The sequence below is a fragment of the Sorangium sp. So ce836 genome, assembly GCF_028553905.1.
Classification (GTDB): Bacteria; Myxococcota_A; Polyangia; order Polyangiales; family Polyangiaceae; genus Sorangium; species Sorangium cellulosum_D.
In genome coordinates, this window is the sequence record NZ_CP102233.1 from 14,238,309 (window position 1) to 14,257,668 (window position 19,360).

The 19,360-nt window shown below is 70.1% G+C and carries 10 protein-coding genes; 5 read left to right on the forward strand and 5 right to left on the reverse strand.

Translation table 11 applies throughout. The features are described from left to right. The first annotated feature begins 136 nt into the window (after positions 1 to 136). The 4 genes from NQZ70_RS52010 to NQZ70_RS52025 all read left to right on the forward strand — a co-directional run bounded on the left by NQZ70_RS52010 (position 137) and on the right by NQZ70_RS52025 (position 7,742). Complete coding sequence (locus tag NQZ70_RS52010; protein ID WP_020742163.1) at positions 137 to 3,223, forward strand: AAA family ATPase; 3,087 nt, start codon at positions 137 to 139, stop codon at positions 3,221 to 3,223. Between the two features lie 189 nt (positions 3,224 to 3,412). Further along, positions 3,413 to 5,653 (forward strand): SLC26A/SulP transporter family protein, encoded by a 2,241-nt coding sequence (locus NQZ70_RS52015; protein ID WP_129580865.1) that lies wholly within the window; start codon positions 3,413 to 3,415, stop codon positions 5,651 to 5,653. 222 nt (positions 5,654 to 5,875) lie between these two features. Further along, complete coding sequence (locus NQZ70_RS52020; protein ID WP_237244852.1) at positions 5,876 to 6,844, forward strand: spermidine/putrescine ABC transporter substrate-binding protein; 969 nt, start codon at positions 5,876 to 5,878, stop codon at positions 6,842 to 6,844. 313 nt (positions 6,845 to 7,157) lie between these two features. Then, complete coding sequence (locus tag NQZ70_RS52025) at positions 7,158 to 7,742, forward strand: GNAT family N-acetyltransferase (protein ID WP_129580867.1); 585 nt, start codon at positions 7,158 to 7,160, stop codon at positions 7,740 to 7,742. 466 nt (positions 7,743 to 8,208) lie between these two features. Here the strand turns inward: NQZ70_RS52025 and NQZ70_RS52030 are convergent, their stop codons facing one another. The 4 genes from NQZ70_RS52030 to NQZ70_RS52045 form a co-directional block, all read right to left on the reverse strand. Next, the gene (locus tag NQZ70_RS52030; protein ID WP_129580868.1) at positions 8,209 to 11,118 is read right to left on the reverse strand and encodes a TonB-dependent receptor domain-containing protein; all 2,910 of its coding nucleotides are present in this window, start codon (positions 11,116 to 11,118) and stop codon (positions 8,209 to 8,211) included. A gap of 663 nt (positions 11,119 to 11,781) precedes the next feature. Continuing rightward, positions 11,782 to 12,609, reverse strand: coding sequence for an ABC transporter permease (locus NQZ70_RS52035; protein WP_129580869.1), 828 nt, complete (start codon positions 12,607 to 12,609; stop codon positions 11,782 to 11,784). Then, positions 12,606 to 13,499 carry an ABC transporter permease gene (locus NQZ70_RS52040; protein WP_129580870.1) on the reverse strand — a complete coding sequence of 298 codons (894 nt, stop codon included), beginning with the start codon at positions 13,497 to 13,499 and terminating at the stop codon, positions 12,606 to 12,608. The genes NQZ70_RS52035 and NQZ70_RS52040 overlap by 4 nt, the downstream gene beginning before the upstream one ends. After that, positions 13,492 to 14,607, reverse strand: coding sequence for an ABC transporter ATP-binding protein (locus tag NQZ70_RS52045; protein WP_129580871.1), 1,116 nt, complete (start codon positions 14,605 to 14,607; stop codon positions 13,492 to 13,494). The genes NQZ70_RS52040 and NQZ70_RS52045 overlap by 8 nt, the downstream gene beginning before the upstream one ends. A 451-nt stretch (positions 14,608 to 15,058) precedes the next feature. Here NQZ70_RS52045 and NQZ70_RS52050 point away from each other — a divergent pair, with 451 nt between their 5' ends. Continuing rightward, positions 15,059 to 18,892, forward strand: coding sequence for a serine/threonine-protein kinase PknK (locus tag NQZ70_RS52050; RefSeq protein ID WP_129580872.1), 3,834 nt, complete (start codon positions 15,059 to 15,061; stop codon positions 18,890 to 18,892). A gap of 22 nt (positions 18,893 to 18,914) precedes the next feature. Here the strand turns inward: NQZ70_RS52050 and NQZ70_RS52055 are convergent, their stop codons facing one another. Beyond that, positions 18,915 to 19,223 carry a hypothetical protein gene (locus NQZ70_RS52055; RefSeq protein ID WP_129580873.1) on the reverse strand — a complete coding sequence of 103 codons (309 nt, stop codon included), beginning with the start codon at positions 19,221 to 19,223 and terminating at the stop codon, positions 18,915 to 18,917. Between the last annotated feature and the right edge of the window lie 137 nt (positions 19,224 to 19,360).

A 19,360-nucleotide genomic window follows, 5' to 3' on the forward strand; every position in this document is an offset into this window, starting at 1 on the left:
GCACCGTCGTCGTCGCCATCGATCGAAGATCCCGGTATTCATCTGTTCCCGCCGGCAGTAGACTCCAGGCTCTGCGTCCCGCAGACGCGCTTCCCAGGCCGATTCCAAGCGGGATCCGTTGCTGAGGAGCAAGGAAATGAACCCGCTCGTCCCCGACTTCATCATCCAGCAAGACGCTCTCGGCAACACCGAGGGCAGCTTCACGGGGGCGGTGCTGATGATCGACATCCCCGGCTTCACCGAGCTCACGGAGAAGCTGATGCAGCACGGGCGCGCGGGCGCGGAGACGCTCGCGGGCACGCTCCGGTACTACTTCGACCCGCTCATCGCCGCGGTCCACCACGCCGGAGGCTTCATCACGAACTTCGCGGGCGACGCGTTCACGGCGCTGTTCCAGGACACGCCCGACCGCAAGGTCGCGGAGTACGTGCTCGGCGCCGCGCTCTCGATGCGCGACCTCTTCGCCGAGCACCCCGAGCGCGACACGCCCTTCGGCAGCTTCCCGTTCTCGTTCCGGATGGGGCTCGCGTGGGGCTCGGTCGAGTGGGGCATCGTCCGCATCTCCCCGGAGCGCGCGTACTACCACTTCCACGGGCAGGCGCTCGCCGCGTGCGTCGCGATCGAGCGGCAGGCGCAGAAGGGGGACATCCTCCTCGACCGCGCGCTCTGCGATCGCATCCCGCCCGCGAGCGCGAAGTACCACGGCGAGGGCGTCTACAAGCTCGGCGACGTGCCCGCGCCCCGGCTGCCGCAGGTCCCGCGCAACCCGCCGCGCGGCGACGGCGCCGCGTTCGTGGCGAGGGGCGTCGCGGACATGCCGCCGGAGGGCGAGTTCCGCAACGTCACGAGCGTCTTCCTCTCGTTCGAGCAGATCCCGAGCTTCGCGGAGCTCACGCGCCTCCTGCACGAGCTCTCGGAGCTCTACGGCGGCACCTTCACCGGCATCGACGCGGGCGATCTCGGCATCGCCGCGTTGATCCACTTCGGCGCGCCGATCACCCACGAGAACGACAACGATCGCGCGCTCGACTTCGCCCTCGAGCTGAAGAAGCGCGGCCTCCGGCAGATGCGCCTCCGCGCGGGCATCACGCGCGACGTCCGCTACGCCGGCTTCAACGGCGGCACCGAGCGGCACGAGTTCGCGTGCATCGGCCGCGCGACGAACCTCGCCGCGCGCCTCGTCGCGAAGGCCCCCTGGTCGGCGATCTGGGCCGACGAGCAGGTCTTCCGCGCCGGCGAGACGAGCTACCAGTGGACGACGGAGAACATCTTCCGGTTCAAGGGCTTCGACCTGCCCATCCTCGTCTACTCGCTCGAGCGCCGCCGCATCTCGGTGCAGAAGGAGTTCTACGACCTCGGCCTCATCGGCCGCGAGGCGGAGATCGAGCAGCTCGCGCGCTACGTCGGGCCGATCTTCGAGGGCAAGCCGGCCGGGATCATCTACATCGACGGCGAGCCGGGGCTCGGGAAGAGCTACCTCGTGCAGCGCTTCCGCCACCGGTGCGAGGAGCACCAGAGCGACCGGCCCTTCCTGTGGATCGACGCGCGCTGCGACCAGACGCTCCAGAGCTCGCTGAACGCGTTCGAGTTCGCGCTGAAGGAGTACTTCTGGGAGTCCTCCGCGCTCGGCAAGGAAGAGAAGCTCACGAACTTCGACGACGCGTTCGAGTACCTCCTCGAGCGGCTGCCCGAGAGCCAGAGCGCGCTGAAGCGCGAGCTCGACCGCGCGCGCTCGGTGTTCGCCGCGCTCATCGGCATCCGCTGGGAGGACTCGCCGTACGAGCGCCTGCACCCGAAGCTCCGGTACACGAGCACGCTCTCGGCGCTCTCCTTCGTCTTCCTCGCCGAGGCGTCGCTCCAGCCGGTGATCCTGCACCTCGAGGACGCGCACTGGGCCGACGAGGACTCGCTCGAGGCGGTGCGCGTGATCGCGCGCGCGTGCCGGGGGCTGCCCATCGCGATCATCTGCACGACGCGGCGCAAGGACGACGGCACGCCGGTGCGCATCCCGCTCGACCCGGGGATCTCCGAGAAGGTGATCGAGCTGAAGCCGCTGCCGCGCGAGCAGCTGCTCGCGCTCGCGGTCCCGTTCTTCGGCGGCCCGATGCCGGACATGCTCGCGACGCTCCTCTGCGAGACCGCGGGCGGCAACCCGTTCTTCGCGCAGGAGATCCTCGCCTACTGGCTCGAGGACGGGCGCTACGGCTCGAGCTCGAGCTCCATCTCGATCTCGAACACGTTCATGCCGCCGAAGAACGTGAACAGCCTGCTCATCTCGCGGCTCGATCGGCTCGACGCGAAGGTGAAGCAGACGATCGTCGCCGCGGCGGTCCTCGGGCGCGAGTTCGACCTGCGCGTGCTCGCGCTGATGCTCCCCGACGCCTCCGTGCTCGAGGAGCACGTGCGCATCGGCGAGGCGCAGTGCATCTGGTCGCAGATGACGGAGCGGCGCTTCCAGTTCAGCAACGCGCTCCTCCGCAACGCGGCCTACGAGATGCAGTCGCGCGCGCGCCTGCAGGAGCTCCACCGGCTCGCCGCCGAGGCGATCGAGAGCCTGTACGGCGACGACCTCGAGGACCAGCTCGTGGCGCTCGGCCGGCACTGGCGCCGCGCGGGCAAGGTCGATCACGCGCGCCGCTACTTCCTCGCGGGCGCCCGCAAGGCGGCGGCGCGCTACGCCCACGAGGAGGCGACGCGCCTCTACCGCGTCTACTTCAAGCTCTCGCCGGAGCCGACGCCCGAGAGCGTCGTCGTGCGCTACGAGTTCGCCCGCGACGTCCTCGAGGCGAGGGGGCGGTACCAGGAGGCCCGGCAGGAGCACATCCGCGTGCTCACCGACGCGCAGAAGCTCGGCGACCGCGCGTCGGAGTCGCTCGGCTTCCTCGGCCTCGGCCGCACGCACTGGGCGATGCAGCAGCCGGACGACGCGCGGACGTACTGGGAGGAAGGGCTGCGCGCCGCGCGTGAGGCGGGCAACCTCCCGGCCGAGGGGCTCACGCTCGCGAGCCTCGGGATGGCCTACGCCGTCCAGGGCCGGTACGACGCCGCCCGCACGCTCTATTCGCGCGCGATCGCCATCGAGCGGCAGATCGGCAACCGGCGCGAGGAGGCGAGGCTCCTCGCGGAGTTCGCGAAGCTGCACCGGCTGAGCGGTCACCTCGGCGAGGCCGAGGCCCTGCAGGAGCAGGCCGCGGCGATCGAGCGTGAGCTGGGCGCCTCTTGAGCCGGGGCGGGGGGCCGCGGCGCCCCCCGCCTGCCACGCCGCCAACATCGTCGTCGCGACCCTCGCTGCCGCATACCTGCCCGGCTGCAGAATCGCTATGCTCGGCTCGCCTGCGGGTCGACGCTAGCGCCCCCTCGGGCCTAGCGCGGCGCGGATTTCGCCACATCGTCCGAGAGGTCTCTCAAGAGCATGACACAGCAGGAAGCAGGGGACGTTGCGGAGCCGGTGCGTGAGGAGCAGCGCGGGTCGGCGAAGCGGCTCAAGCTGGTCCAGGCGGCCCTGGCCGCCGCGGTCTCGGGGACGCTGGTCGTCACCTTCGACATCTCGCTGGCGGCGCTCGTGTTCACGCACGACTTCGCGGACCGGCTGTCGAAGGGGATCGGGATCTTCCTTGTCAGCTCCGTGATCGTCGGGGTGATCGTCGCCCTGCTCAGCTCCTTCCGCCCCGTCATCGCCGCGCCGCAGGAGGACGCCGCCGTCATCTTCGCCTCGATGGCGTCGGCCATCGCGGCGGGCGTCCACAAGGTCGACCCGAACGCCGACGCGTTCCCGACGGTGATCGTCGCGATCGCGCTCACGTCGGTCGTCGCCGGCGGCTTCTTCCTGCTGCTCGGCATCCTCCGCCTCGGGGTGCTGGTCCGCTTCATCCCCTACCCGGTGGCCGGCGGCTTCCTCGCCGGCGCCGGCTGGCTGCTCGTCCAGGGGTCGCTCTCGGTCATGTCCGGCAAGCCGGCCACGCTGCCGATGCTGCCGGAGCTGTTCGCGAGCTCGCTCGACAAGGTCCTCACCGGCCTCCTGTTCGGCCTGCTCCTCGTGGCGCTCCTCCGGCGCTACACGAACCTCTTGCTGCTGCCGATCCTGCTCGTCGGGTCGACCGGCGTCTTCTACCTCATCCTCACCCTCGCCAACTCGAGCGTGACGCAGGCGTTCTCGGAGGGGTGGCTCCTCGGGCCGTTCCCGCGCGAGGGGCTCTGGCCGCCCGTCCAGGTCTCGGATCTCCAGAAGGTGAACTGGCCCGTCCTGTTCGACAGCGGCGGCAACATGGTGGCGGTGACCGTCATGGCGGCCATCACCGTGCTCCTGAGCGCGTCCGGCGTGGAGCTCGCCACCGAGCAGGAGATCGACCTCGATCGGGAGCTCAGGGCCACCGGGGTCGCGAACATCGTCGGGAGCATGTTCGGGTGCGTCGTCGGGTACATGTCGATGCCCGAGTCGTCGATGAACTTCAAGACCGGCGCGAACACCCGGCTCGCCGGCCTCTTCGCGGCGTCGGTCAGCGCGCTCGTGCTGATCATCGGCGCCGACGCGATCAGCTATTACCCGCGCCCGGTGCTCGGGGGGCTCATCGCGTACCTCGGCTTCCACTTCCTGATCAACACGCTGTACGAGGGCTATTTCCGGCTGCGCCGGACCGAGTACCTCGTCGTGGTGGTCATCCTCCTCGTCGTCGCCGTCTGGGGCTTCCTCCTCGGCGTCGCCGTGGGGCTCGGCGTCTCGCTCATCCTGTTCGCGCTCAGCTACAGCCGCATCGAGGTCATCCGCAACGCCATCTCCGGCGTGCACCTCCGCAGCAACGTGGCGCGCAGCGACGGCGAGGAGATGACGCTGATGGAGCGCGCCAAGCAGCTGTACATCCTACAGCTCCAGGGCTATGTGTTCTTCGGTACGGCGTACAACCTCCTCACCAGCGCACAGCAGCGCATCCAGAGCACGGAAGCGGAGATTCGGTATCTGCTCCTCGACTTCCGGCACGTGAACGGGCTCGACTCCTCGGCCATCGCCAGCTTCCTCCGGCTCCGCCGGCTCGCGAAGGCGAACGGCGTGAGGCTCATCCTCACCGAGGTCCCGGCGGACATCAGGAACCACCTCGAGCGCGGCGAGGTCGTGATCGAGAACGACGACGTGTGCCGGATCTACCCGGATCTGGACCGCGGCCTGGAGGCGTGTGAGAACGAGATCATCCAGGAGGCGCCCCCGAGCATGCTGCCGCCGCCCATGCTCTTCTACGATCTCCAGGACGTCTTCAACGGCAGGGAAGATATGCTGCGCTTCCTCGGCTACCTGGAGCGCGTCGAGGCCCCGGCGGGGTTCGACCTGTTCCGGCAGGGGGACGTCTCCAAGGATCTCTACCTTATCGAGAGCGGTGAGCTGACGGCGTGGCTCGAGATCGACGGGAAGAAGATCAAGCGGCTTCGCACCATGGGGCCGGGCTCCGTGGTCGGTGAGTCTGGGCTCTACATGGGCGAGAAGCGCTCCGCGACGGTGACCGCGAGCCGCCAGGCCACGCTCTACAGGCTCTCGGAGGAGGCGCTGCGGCGGCTCACCGACGAGGCGCCCGAGCTGGCAGCCGCGTTCCACCACTTCGTGGTCACGTTGCTCGCGCGTCGAATCGTCCACTCGACTGGTCCTGTCAAATCATTGTTCAACTAGTGCGAAGAACGTCCAGTCATGCCGCGTCACCGCGAGATGCCTTGAACAAGAAGGAGAAAGGACGGACTAATGCAATACCGACGTAGACCCCTGGTGCTTGCTTCGCTGCTGCTGGGGGTCCTTTCGCTTATGGCTTGCGGCAAGAAGGAGTCCCCGCCTCCGGGGCAGGAGCCGGCCGCCGGCGCCAAACCAGCCGCGCCCGCCGAAGTAGGCGAGCTGAACTTGCTGATCTTCCCAGACTACATCGACGAGAAGATCATCAAGGAGTTCGAGGCTCAGACCAAGGCCCAGGTGCGGCTGACCAGGTACGACTCCACCGAGGAGATGGAGAGCAAGCTGGCGTACGCGGGCGCGGACAGCCAGTACGACGTCGTGATCATGGCCAGCCAGATCCTGCCCAGGATGGTGCGGCGCGGCCTGGTCAGGCCGCTGGATCACGCGCAGATCCCGAACCTCAAGAACCTCGAGTCGCGGTTCGCCGGGCCCGGGTTCGACGACGGCAACAAGCACGGCGTGCCGTACCAGTGGGGCACCGTCGGCATCGTCTACAACAAGAAGAAGCTGCCCAACCTCGACCCGTCCTGGTCGGTGCTGCTCGATCCGCAGAAGCTGGCCGGCACGTTCGTGCTGCTCGACGAGCAGCGGGACATGCTGGGCTCGGTGCTCAAGTACAAGGGGTACTCGAGCAACACCACGAACGCGAACGAGATCCGGGAGGCCGGGCGCGTCCTCAAGGAAGTGAAGAAACAGCCGAAGTGCCTCGGCTTCAAGGGCGGCGTGGGCGCCATGGAGGACGTCAGGGCGGGCTCCGTCGACATGGCGGTCGTCTGGAACGGCGACGCGCAGAAGCAGATCGAGCAGGACAAGGAGCGCCTCGCGTTCGTGATCCCCAAGGAAGGCTCGGTCATCTGGGTCGACGTGATGACGATCGCGGCGAAGGCGCCTCACCCCGAGCTGGCCCACAAGTTCATCAATCACGTGCTCACGCCGGAGGGCGGCGCGCAGCTGTCGATGTACACGAAGTACGCGACGCCCAACGCCGCCGCGCAGGGGAAGCTGCCGGACGCCGACCGGACGAACACGCTCATCTATCCGACGAAGGAGGTGGCGGATCGCCTAGAGCACCACCGCGACCTCGGCGAGGCGGCGAAGGTGTTTGACGAGGTCTGGACGGAAGTGAAGTCGCAGTAACGCCATCGCGCCGTCACCATCGATGGTGGCGCGATGCGCGACCGCGGGCTCACGGAAGCACCTCTGCCCACGTGGACGGACACGCACCTGCCGTGAGGTCGCCTGTCTGACCCTGCGTGACCGGCTGCGCGCTGGCTCTCCCCCGGACACTCCTCATGTGAGGCGGAGCGCGACCTCGTGTGAGGCGCGGCGTGCGATACGCGGCGCGTCAGCATGCGCGGCGGACACAATCCGATCGCGCACACGCCAGATTGCTGCGCGGCGCGCCGCGGAACGATGATAGGCTGGGCGTTATACCTGGGAGAAGCCCCTGATGAGTAGCCCTCTCGCCCTTCCGTTCGCCGTTCATCCTCGACTCGAGACAGAGCGCCTGATCCTGCGCGAGATCACGGAATCCGACGCAGAAGCCCTGTTCGCCGTCTGCTCCGACGATGAGTGGTTGAGGCTGTGGGGCGCTCCCGTCCACAAGACGGTCGCCGACACAAGGAAGATGATCGTCATGCTCAAGCGCGCGCACCAGGAGGGGTCGCAGCTGCGATGGGGCATCAGCGTCCGGGGGTCGGACCACCTGATCGGCGCCGCCGGGTTCTTCCGCTTCCTGACGCCGCACTACCGCGCCGAGATCACGTACGAGCAGGCGAAGACGGCCAGCGGCAAGGGGTACATGACGGAGGCGCTGCGCGCGGTCGTGCGGTTCGGGTTCGAGCAGCTCGACCTGCACACGATCGAGGCGGGCATCGACCCCGAGCACGGCCCGTCGCTCCGGGTCGCGGAGCGGGTCGGCTTCCAGCGCGAAGGGTACCTCCGGGAGAACTACTTCTTCCAGGGGAAGTTCTACGACACCATCCTGTGTACGATGTTCAGCCCCAAGCCGGCGCAGCGGCCGTACAACAAGTGACGGGGCTTCTGCGGGTCTCGTAGGCTTCCAGGTCCTCCCGAGCTGCCCGGCCCCCGGAGCGGGGGGTCGTCGCGCGGGGCGGGGGATGGGCTGAGCTCGCCTGGGGCGTCCTGTCCCCGTCGTGCGCGGCACGACGGAGACAGGACGCCACTCGGGCTCAAACATCAGCCCATCCTCCACCCCGCGCGACGACCCCCCGCCCCGGGGGCCTTCGTTTGTCCATGAATCGAGGCGCTTCTGCGCTGGAACGCGTCGACGAGCGTGAGGCCGCGTGACGGAGCGCGCCGCGTGACGGAGCGCGCCGCCTGACGGCGGGGGCCGCCGGAGGGAGCGCGCCGCGTGACGGTGGGTGCCACGTGGCGGCGGGGCCGCTGACGAGCTCGGGGGGGGGGACAAAAGGACAGCGCCCCTCGCCGAACGGGGAGGGGCGCTCTGCGACGCTGGCGGCCGCCAGCGCCGGCGCTGCTCAGAGGCTCATGTTGAGCGAGGCGAGGAACGTACGGCCGTTCTGCGGGAACTTCGCGATGGTGTACTGCGCGGCCGTGGGCGCCGTCCAGCGCCAGTCGGCGACGTTGTAGACGCCGACGTTGTACCGGAGGTTGCCGACGTCCAGCTGCCCGGAGACGACGATGTCCCAGATCATGGCCGGCTCCGTCTTGGTCTGGGGGGGAGCCGAGCTGGCCGTGCTGATGTTGCGGTCGAACCGTGGCGCCTCGACCGTCAAGCGCGACGCCAGGACGACCGCCTTGCCGAAGAGCGGGGCCGCGCCGCGGGCCGACGCCATGTGCTCCGGCGAGTTCGGGACTTCGCGCCGCTCGTTGACGCCGCTGTCCTCCAGGTACCGCGCCTTCGCATAGGAGTACGAGAGCGACGCCATCCACCCCTGGCGCCACTCGCGGCGCAGCTCGGCCTCGCCACCGACGACCAAGATCGGAACATCGGTGTTGTTGTAGTCGGTCGGGTCGCCTTCAACGTTGCTCCCCTCCTGGAAGATCAGGTTGCTCAGGTGGTTCACGTACCCCGCGCCGAGCACCGAGACCGTGGAGGAGAGCCGGTGCGTGAACTCGACCTCGCCCGACCAGACGTTCTCGGGTCGGAGATCCGGCGAGGGCCTGTAGGTCACGTGCGGCTCTGTTTCCCCCGGGGCCGGAGGAAGAGCATACCCGTAGAACAACTCCTGGATGGAGGGCGCGCGGAACGCGCGGCCGCCGGTGATCTTCAGGTTGCCCTGCTCGTACGGCTTGACGATGAGCGCGATCCTGGGGCTCGGGACCGGCGTCGCATCCTCCAACGTCGAGTAGTAGTCGAAGCGTGAGCCCGCCGAGATGCGGAGCCGCTCCGACGGCGTGATGTCGACGAGCGCATACGCAGCGAAGATCCGGTAAGGGTGCTTGTCGAGAGCGTTCGTATCGTCGCCGGCGCCCAGCGGGAGGTAGACGAAGTCATACTGACCGGTGCCGTCGATGGCCGTGTCGACGCCCTGCTGCGCGGCCAGGAAGTGCAGCTGCGCCTCGGCGCCCGCGGTGATCTTCAGCTGCGGGATCGGGCTGAACTCGACCCGCTGCTCGGCGAGCAACCAGACATCATCGAAGGCCTCCTTGTCATAGACCTGGTACAGGCCGTCCGCGATAAACGGAGGATAGTACCAGAGCCTGTCTCTGAACTGGTACATGTTGATGCTCGCGCGGGTCAGCGTCGCGAGCTTGTCCCCGAAGCGCGGCGAGAGCGAGAGCTCGAGGAACCCACGGGTGTCCTTGTAGTACGTCTTGTCGACGCCGAGCTGCGTCGTCGCGACGCCGTTGGGGACCGTCTTGTCGCGGGAGTTCAGGTACCACTGCGCCGAGAACGATTTCAGCCAGAGCCGCCCCTGGAAGGTCCCCACGGTGAACTTGTCGTTGTTCCGGGAGTGACCGTCGAACTTGTAACGGAGCGGGTCGTCCGCCGGCGGGTTGTCCGGATCCGGTCCCGTGGGCCGCGGATAACTGGAGGTGAAGTGATCCTGGTAACCATCGAAGAAGTAATCCCGCCCGAGGCTCCGCGCGGCCCCGACGGACGCCCAGACGCCCGAGTCGCGCCCGAGCGGCAGCTGGAACGACGCGCGCCCGCGGATCAGCGAGTTGTCGGCCGTGCCCACGCCGAAGCCCACGCTGCTCGCCGTCGGGCGGCCCTTGGTCACGATGTTGACGACGCCGGAGAACGCGCCCGTACCGTAGAGCACCGAGCCGGGGCCCCTCACGATCTCGATCCGCTCCACGTCCTCCAGGTCCGTCCGGGCGAGGTAGTCGAAGTACGACAGGTTGACCCAGCTGTCGTTCATCGAGTGGCCGTTGAGCAGCGTCAGCATGCGGTTGCCGAAGTCGCCCGGCAGGTTGATCCCGCGGATGCCCGCGAAGGTGTACACGCCGTCGTACGTCGTGTAGACGCCGCGCACGCCCCGGAGCGCCTCGGCGACGGTCGGATAGCCCATCGCGCGCAGCTCCTGCCCGGGGATGATGGTGACCGAGCCGGGGGCGTCCTCGACGGCCTCCGTCGAACGAGACGCGGCCTCGACCTCCTCGAGCTGCCGGAGCGAGATGTCGATCCGGGTCTGCTGGCTCGCCACGACCGTCGCGACCTGCTCCACCGGGCGGAAGCCGCGCAGCGAGACGCGCACCCGGCGCTGGCCGCTCTGCACGTTGAGGACCGCCGGCGTGAAGCCCATCGGCTTGCCGTCGACCTCGACGAGCGCGTCGCGCTCGTCCGCGTTGACCACCAGGCTGCCCGTGAGCGGGTTCAGGCGGTAGCGCGCGGTCACCGTGCTCGCGGCCGCGACGTTCACGTCCTGCTCCGACGGCTGATACCCCTCCTGCGAGAGGTACAGGCGGTGCCGGCCCGGGGGCAGCGTGAGGTCGCACGGCGCGGTGCACGCCGGCGGGCCGCTCGCGTCGTTGACGCGCACCGTCGTGCCCGCCGTCTCGCCCACCACGCGCACCGTCCCGATGATGCGCTTCAGCTTGACCTCGACGTTCGTCTGCTCGCCGAGCTTCGCCTCGACGTTCTCGACCTCCGCCGGCTCGTACCCCTCGAGATCGACGATGATCTTGTGCTTCGTGTTCGGCGGGAAGCCGAGGAGGCGGGGCGTGTTGCCGCGGCCGCCGAGATCACGGCGGTTGATGTACACCGTCGCTCCCGGCGGGTCCGTCGTCACCTTGATGACGGCGACGTTCGGCCGTATGCGCGCGAGCGCCTCCTCGATGGCGGGCCGGCGCGCCGCGTTGGGCTCCTGCTCGAGCGCCTGAACGTAGTAGCGGAACGCGTCCGGGTACTCCCCGAGCGCCTCGTACGTTCGTGCGATGTTGAAGATGACGTTGCGGTTCGGCACGAGCCGGTTCGACACCAGGAAGTGCTCCAGGGCGCTCCGGTAATCGGCTTTGGCGTAACGCTCCGTGGCAATCCTGAAGTGTAGATCGGCCTCATCGGCCAGATCGTCCGCCCAGGCAGGCCGACCGGAGAATGTGAGGAGTGAAACGAGTATGAGTAGGAGTGCGGAACGACGAAAGCTCATCTTTCGATCTCGATTCCCAGCGGTCGTAGTGGAGCGCAAGGCGCCGTCCGCCGTGGCCTAGCAGTCACGCTGAGACACGGCGAGCTTCGGACGAACAGCCGCATTGCCGGGTCAGCTTACCGTAAGCCGTGAGCCGATCCAACCTGTTCGCACAAGCGGCGGACGCCCCCGCGTCCACGTCGCCGCCGCTGTGTAGGCGCTTCTGCGCGGGCCGCGTGACAGCGTGAGCGGGCCGCGGTCGAGCCCAGCGCGCGGAGCTCGCCGCGCGCGCGGATCTCCCGGGAACAGCGCGCGCTTTCCGCGCCGGAAGGCAAGCGTCCGAGCTCGGGCTCGCTCGCGCGCCGCGCGCCGCCGCGCCCGCGCCGGGCGGCGGCGCGCCGGCTCGCGCCGCCGCCACATGCATAAGTGTTCGTGAGGCGCCGGCGCTCGCGCGGCGCGGCGGCGCGCGCCCTCATCGGTGGCGCGACTCGAGCTCGGCCGTGGGGCGGCGGCGGCTCAATCGTTCCGCCAGCGGGTCAGCCGCTCCAGCACCATGATGAACACGATCACCCCGAACACGAGGATCGTCGAAATCGCGAACAGGTCCGTCCGCATCCCCCGCACCTGAGAGTGATAGACGAAGAGCGGGAGCGTGACCGAGCGGGGGCCGGACGTGAAGAAGCTGATCACGAAGTCGTTGAGCGACATCGTGAATGCGAGCATCGCGCCCCCCACGATGGCCGGCCAGAGGAGGGGGAGCGTGACCCTCCGGAAGTGGATCCAGGACGAGGCGTAGAGATCCATCGCGGCCTCGCTCAGCGTCGGTCCGATGGATATGAGGCGGCTGCGGACGATGAGCGTGACGAACGCGATCTCGAACGTCACGTGGCCGATGATCATCGTCGTCATGCCCAGGTCGAACCAGTCCACCAGCCGGCGGAGCAGGTTGAACGCCATGACCAGCACCGCCGCGAAGGTGATGTCCGGCGCGACCGCCGGGATGTCCACGATCGACTCGAGCAGGCGGCTCACGGAGCTCGTCCATGGAAAGCGCATCCCGAGCGCGAGCAGCGTCCCGAGGACGGTCGAGACGAGCGTGGAGGCGCCGCCGAGCAGCAGCGTATTCACGGCCACCTCGCGGATCTCCCGGGCGCGCCGGCTGGTCTCCGGATCGGCGAAGAGATCGATGTACCAGCGCACCGAGAAGCCCGTCCAGAGCAGGCCCCGCTCCGCGGCGTTGAACGAGTACATGGCCACCGCGAGCAGCGGCACGTAGAGCAGCCCGAAGCCGAGGAAGGCGGCGATCGTCGTCAGCGCGCGCCAGGGGCCGCGATCGCTGTTCACAGGAGCTCCACGGAGCGCCCGTTGCGGCGATACAGGGAGACGCCGCCCAGGGTCATGACGATGAGCAGGAGGCTCAGCGCCGCGCCATAGGGGATGTTCCGGCCGGGGCCGAACTGGTGCTGGATCAGGTTGCCGATCAGCCAGTGCTTCGCGCCGCCGAGCATGTCGCTCACCACGAAGACGCTCATCGCAGGGACGAACGTCAGGATCACGGCGACGCTGAGGCCGGGGAGGGTCTGGGGCAGGATCGCGGCGAAGAAGACGCGGAGCCGCGAGGCGTAGAGGTCCTGCGCCGCCTCGACGAGCGACCAGTCGAGGCGGTCGATGCTCGTGTAGAGGGGGACCACCGCGAACGGCAGCGAGGCCGCGACGAGGCCGAGCGTGACCGCGACCCAGCTGGGGTAGATGTCGCGGCCGGGGTCGACCCAGCCGAGCCACGCGGCGAGCTTGGCGGGGGGCAGCTGCGCCGAGAGGAGGAGCTTCCAGCTGAACGTGCGGATGACGAGGTTCGTGCAGAGCGGGACGAAGACGAGCGCCAGCCAGAAGAACCGCCGGCGCTGCGAGCCGCGGGCGATGAAGAAGCCCATCGGATACGCGAGGAGCACGGAGGCGGTCGTGGCGACCAGCGCGAGGATGATGCTCCGGATGAGGATGCGCGCGTTCTCGCCCGACGCGGAGCCGAAGATGCGCGCGAACGACTCGAGCGTCAGCTCCCAGATCAGCGCGCCGTCGGCGTCGCGCTTCACGAACGACACGACGAGCAGGGCGAGGCTCGGCAGGAGGAGGAACACCGACAGCCACGAGACGCCGCCCGCGATGAGCAGGAAGCCTCGCGCGAGCAGCCGCCGCCGCGTGGTCAGCTGGCCATACCAGACCGTCGGCTCAGTCACTGAGCACCTCGAGCCGCTCGGCGGGCAGGGCGAGCCAGACCGACGAGCCGGGCTTCAGCATCGAGCGGGGGCTGAGCTGCACGCGCAGCGGCCCGGGCTCGATGATGAGCTCGACGTGGTCGCCGCGGTAGAAGCTCTCGCGCACCACGCCGCGCACGCCGTTCTCCGGCGGCTCGCTGTCGCAGAGCTCGATCCACTCGGGGTGGATCGCGAGCGTGCCGAACTCCCACTGAGGCGTGGTCTGGACCCGGAGCGCGCCCACCGTCGTGAAGACGAGCGTGGCGCCGACGCGCTGCGCCGAGATGAGGTTGGCCGCGCCGAAGAACTCGGCGGCGAAGCGGCTCTGCGGCCGCTCGTAGACCTCGGCCGTCGCGCCCTGCTGCTCGATGCGGCCCTTGTTCATCAGCACGATGCGGTCCGAGACGGTCATCGCCTCGTCCTGATCGTGAGTGACGAGCACGAACGTCTTCCCGAGCGCGCGCTGGAGGCGGCGCAGGTCGAGCTGGACCTCGGCGCGCAGCTTCGCGTCGAGGGCCGACATGGGCTCGTCGAGCAGCAGCACCTCAGGCTCGTTGACGACCGCGCGCGCGAGCGCGACTCGCTGCTTCTGGCCGCCCGAGATCTGGTGCGGATATCGCTCCGCGAGATCATCGAGCTTGAGCATCGAGAGGCTCGAGCGCACGCGCTCGCGCACCTCGGGATCAGGGATGCTGCGCGACCTCAGGCCGAAGGCCACGTTCTCGAACACGGTGAGATGCGGGAACAGGGCGTAGTTCTGGAACACCGTGTTCACGGGCCTGCGGTTCGCCGGCAGGTGGTCAACCGCCCTGCCCGCGAGGAGGATGCGCCCCCGATCGGAGCGATCGAGCCCCGCGATGATGCGGAGCAGCGTGGTCTTTCCGCAGCCGGACGGCCCGAGGAGCGTGACGAACTCGCCGGCCTCCGCCTTGAACGACACGTCGTTCAGTATCTGTGTCTTCCCGAAGCTCTTGCTGACATTCTCTACAACGAGGCTGCATCCCGGGTTGCTCTCGGCCGCGCTCTCGCTCGGGGGCCTCGTGATGCGCCGCGCCGACGACGAGAAGAAGTCTCTCAACCTCTGGATCACCCCAGCAAACCCTTTGCGCGTGGCGCTCTCGGAACCGCTTCCGAAGCCTCGGAGCGTACTACGCAGACCATGATGCCCTCCCGTTGTCAACTGGGTGCGCGCCGGGCTGACCGGCTGAGCGGCGCGCGCCGGACCGGGTTCTTGTCGCTCGCAGGCCGGGTACGCTACCGCCCTTCCCCTGGGCGTGCCACCTTTCTGCCGATCCTGCTCGCGGCGTGACGCGCGCGTCACGCAGGCCGGACGCGCGCCGCGAAGGCCCGGCGCGCCACGCAGGCCCGGCGCGGCCCGCGCGGCTGCTGCGCGCTCCGCCGCACCCTCGCCGCGCCTCCCGCGCGCAGTCGGCGCGTTTTCTGCGCGCGGGCCACGCGCTTCCCGCGCTTCTTGCGCGCTTCCCACGCGCTTCCACGCGCAGCTTGCCACCGCTCGGCGCCGGTGATTTCTTGGTCCACGCATGGGCCTGAGGAACGCGAGACCCGAGTTCGGAGGCACGCGTCGCTTCCAGGTCGTTCGCGTGGTGGGCGTCGGCGGGATGGGGGTTGTCTACGAGGCCTTCGACCGCGAGCGGAAGGGGCGCGTCGCGCTCAAGATCCTCCGCAATCTGAGCGCCGAGGCGCGCCTCCGGTTCAAGAACGAGTTCCGTTCGCTGCAGGACATCCAGCACCCGAACCTGGTCAGCCTCGGCGAGCTCCACGAGGAAGAGGGGCAGCTCTTCTTCACGATGGAGCTCATCCGGGGCGTCGACTTCGTGGTGCACGTGCGGCTCCACGAGGAGGGCGACGCCGGGCCGCGGGGCGAGCCCGCGGGCGGCGGCCGGCGCTCCACCCTGCCGTCGATCCCCCTCTGGCACGCGCCGGGCACCGCGCCCGAGCAACTGCCCCGCATCAAGCGCCCCTTCCACGAGGCCCGCCTCCGCTCGGCGCTGGCCCAGCTGGCCCAGGGGCTCGCGGCGGTGCACGCGGCCTACAAGGTCCACCGCGACATCAAGCCTTCCAACGTGCTCGTCACCGCAGAAGAGCGGGTGGTCCTCCTCGACTTCGGCTTCGTCGCCGACGCGAGCGGCCAGGGGCGCGAGCAGGCCGTCGTCGGGACGCTCCACTACATGGCGCCCGAGCAGGCCGAGGGGAAGGCGGCCGGGCCCGAGGCGGACATCTACAGCGCGGGGGTCATGCTCTACCTCGCCCTGACCGGGGTCTATCCGTTCCAGACGGCGCCCAAGGCGACGATGGACATGATGCGGCGGGCCGAGCCGCCGCCGCCGAGCCGCCTCGTCGAGGACATGCCGCAGGACATCGACGAGCTCTGCGTGGACATGCTCCGCATCGACCCGGCCGCCCGGCCGACCGCGCGCGACGTGCTGCGGCGGCTCCGGGTGCAGGAGCTCATCGAGGAGCCGCCGGTCCTCTCGCAGCGCATCGGCTTCGTCGGCCGGCACAGCGAGCTCGCCGCGCTCGAGGGCGCGTTCGCGGAGGCGAAGATGGGCCGCTCCGTCACGCGGTTCCTCGAGGGCGAGTCGGGCGTCGGCAAGAGCGCGCTCCTGCGCCGGTTCCTGGAGCGCATCGACAAGGAGGCGCTCGTCCTGGCCGGGCGCTGCTACGAGCGCGAGGCGGTCCCCTACAAGGCGGTGGACGAGCTCATCGACGGGCTGAGCCGACACCTCGTGCGCCGCCCCCCCGAGGAGGTCAAGGCGCTCCTGCCGCCCAACGCGGGCCTGCTCGGCACGGTGTTCCCGGTGCTCCGGACGGTCCCCGCCATCACCGAGGCGCGCGCGCGGCGCAAGGCGATCGACCCGCCCGAGATCCGCGCCCTCGTCTTCGCCGCGCTGCGGGAGCTGCTCGGCCGGCTCGCGGCCGAGCGGCCGCTCGTGCTCGCGATCGACGATCTCCAGTGGGCCGACGCCGACAGCGTCGCGCTGCTCTCGGAGGTGATGCGCCCGTGGACCGAGGCCGATCTCAGCGCCGCGGCCCGCCCGGGCTCGTTCGCCGGCCTGGACGGGCCCGTGTGCGCGGGCGCGTCGCCCGTCGATCCCGCGCGCCCGCGGGCGATGATGCTCGTCGCGGCGGTGCGGACCGCCTCCGAGACGGCGCCGCCGGTCTCGCGGCAGCTCGGGGTGCCGATCGACGCGCTCGGGCACATCATCCTCCACCGCCTGTCGCTCGCGGAGGCGCAGGAGCTCTGCGCGCTGCTGCTCCGGGGCGCGCCGGTAGGCCGGCCGCTCAGCATCGAGGCGATCGCGCAGGAGGCCGGCGGCCACCCGCTGTTCATCGACGCCCTGCTGCGCCACCGGATGGCGCAGGACAACGACGGCGGCCCGGTGCGCCTCGACGACGTCCTCTGGGCGCGGATCAGCCGGCTGGACCCGCGGGCGCGCCAGCTGCTCGAGCTCGTCGTCTGCGCCGGCGCGCCGGTGCTGACGTCGGTGGCCGCGCACGCCATGGCGGCCGATTTCGCGGAGCTCACGCGGGTGCTCTCGGTGCTGCGCGGGGCGAACCTCGTGCGGACCGGCGGCTCGGGGCAGGACGAGTTCGTCGAGCCGTTTCACAACCGCATCCGGGAGACCGTCACGAGCCGGCTCGACGAGCAGACGGCGCGCAGCTGGCACGGCCGGCTCGCGCTGGCGCTGGAGGCCTCGGGGCGCGCCGAGCTCGAGGCGCTGGCCGAGCACTGGCGCGCCGCCGGGGACTCCGAGCGCGCCGCCGGCTACGCGGTGCGCGCGGGCGAGCAGGCCGAGGCCGCGTTCGCGTTCGACCACGCGGCGCGCCTCTACCGGATGGCGATCGATCTCCACCTGCCCGGCGGGGCGGAGCGCCGGGTCGTGCTCGCCAAGCTCGGCGACGCGCTGAGCAGCGCCGGCCGCGGCGCCAAGGCCGCGGAGGCCTACATGGCCGCGAGCGACGGCGCCCCCGAGGCCGAGGCGATCGATCTCGGGCGCCGCGCCGCCGAGAACCTCCTCCGCGCCGGCTACGTCGACGCGGGCATGGCGGGCCTGCGCTCGGTGCTCGGCGCGGTGGGCATGCAGGTGCCGAAGACGCCGGAGCTCGCGGTCGCGTCGCTGATGCTGCGGCGCGCGCAGGTCCGCCTGCGCGGGCTGAACTTCGTCGAGCGGCCGGCCGACGAGGTCTCGCCGGAGGATCTCATGCGCATCGACGTCTGCTGGTCGGCCGCGATGGGGCTCGCGATCGTCGATCCCACGCGCGGCGCCGACTTCCAGGCGCGCAACCTGCTGCTCTCGCTCAAGGCGGGGGAGCCTTACCGCGTGACCCGCGCCCTCGCCTTCGAGGCGACCTACCTGGCGATCGACGGCGGCCCGTCCGCCTCCCGCGTGGCCGACCTGCTCTCGACGGCGAGCGCGATCGCGTCGCGCATCGGCCGGCCGCATGCGCTCGGCCTCGTCGGGTTCGTCGGCGGCGTCACGTCCACGCTGTTCGGCCGCTGGCACCAGGGCGTGGCGGATCTCGATCGGGCGGACGTCATCTTTCGCGAGCGTTGCACCGGCGTCACGTGGGAGCGGAGCTGGACGCACACGTTCTCGGCCTGGGCGCTCTGGTACGGCGGCGAGACGCGCGAGTTCATGCGCCGGGTCCCGATGTACCTGCAGGCGGCCGACGAGCGCGGCGACCGTTACCTCGCCACGAGCCTGCGCTCCTCGCAGAGCAACGCCTACTGGCTGGTGGGGGACGACCCCGACGCTGCGCAGCGCCAGGCGCAGGACGCGATCCGGAGCTGGTCCAAGGCGGGCTTCCAGCTGCAGAGCTACTTCGACCTCGTCGCCCGCGCGCACATCGGCCTGTACCGGGGCGACGGCGAGGCCACGCACCGCCTCTTCGCCGAGCAGCGCGCGGGCCTCGAGAGCTCGCTCGTCCTGCGCATCCAGGCCGTGCGCATCATCATCACCCACCTCCGGGCCTGCGCCGCGCTGGCCGCCGCCGCCGCCGTCACGCCGGCCGACGCGGAGCCGCTCTACGAGGAGGCGACGCGCGCCGCCCGCAAGATCGAGGCCGAGCACATGCCCTGGGCCGACCCGCTCGCCGCGGCGGTGCGCGCCGCGGTCGCCGCCGCCCGAGGCGAGTCGGAGCCGGCGGCGCAGCAGCTCGCCGAGGCCGTGCGCGGCTTCGAGGCCGCCGGCATGGCCCTCTACGCCGCGGCGGCGCGCCGCCGCCACGGCGACCTGCTCCAGGGCGACGAGGGCCGCGCCGCCGTCGCCGCCGCGAACGGCTGGATGCACGATCAGGGCATCGTGAGCCCCGACCGCATGACGAGCATGCTCATGCCGGGCTTCGCAAGATAGCCCTGGGATGGGCGCTCGCCCGTCAGGGCTTCACGCGGAGGACGGCCGTGCCCCTCTGCTTGCCGTAGAGCTGCTTGATCTCGATCTTGTACTCGCCCGGCGACGACGCGCTGAACTCGACCGGCGACGCGCTCTGCGGCTTCCCCGTGGGCAGGTCGCGCAGCACGCGCTCGATGATGATCTTCCCCGAGGGCGACCGGATCTTGATGTTGAACGGCGGCGTCGCCTCGTCGTAGGCGCGGAACACCAGGCGCACGGTGTCTCCAACCGAGACCGGGATGGTCTGGCTGATCGTCTCGATGTCGCCCTCGTTCTCAACGGTATCGGCCACGCGTCGCTCGTCCCGTGAGGCCCCGCACCACGGAACCTCGGCGCTCATTGTAGACGCGTCCGGCGGAGATTCGCGAATTTGGAGCGCGCGGCCCGCCGGCGCCGCCCGCCGGAGGAGGCCGCGCGCCGCCGGCCGCC

Excerpts from the sequence above, each read along its gene's own strand:
- NQZ70_RS52010 (WP_020742163.1), top strand. The coding sequence starts at position 137 with ATGAACCCGCTCGTCCCCGACTTCATCATCCAGCAAGACGCTCTCGGC.
- NQZ70_RS52015 (WP_129580865.1), top strand. The coding sequence starts at position 3,413 with ATGACACAGCAGGAAGCAGGGGACGTTGCGGAGCCGGTGCGTGAGGAG.
- NQZ70_RS52025 (WP_129580867.1), top strand. The coding sequence starts at position 7,158 with ATGAGTAGCCCTCTCGCCCTTCCGTTCGCCGTTCATCCTCGACTCGAG.
- NQZ70_RS52050 (WP_129580872.1), top strand. The coding sequence starts at position 15,059 with ATGGGCCTGAGGAACGCGAGACCCGAGTTCGGAGGCACGCGTCGCTTC.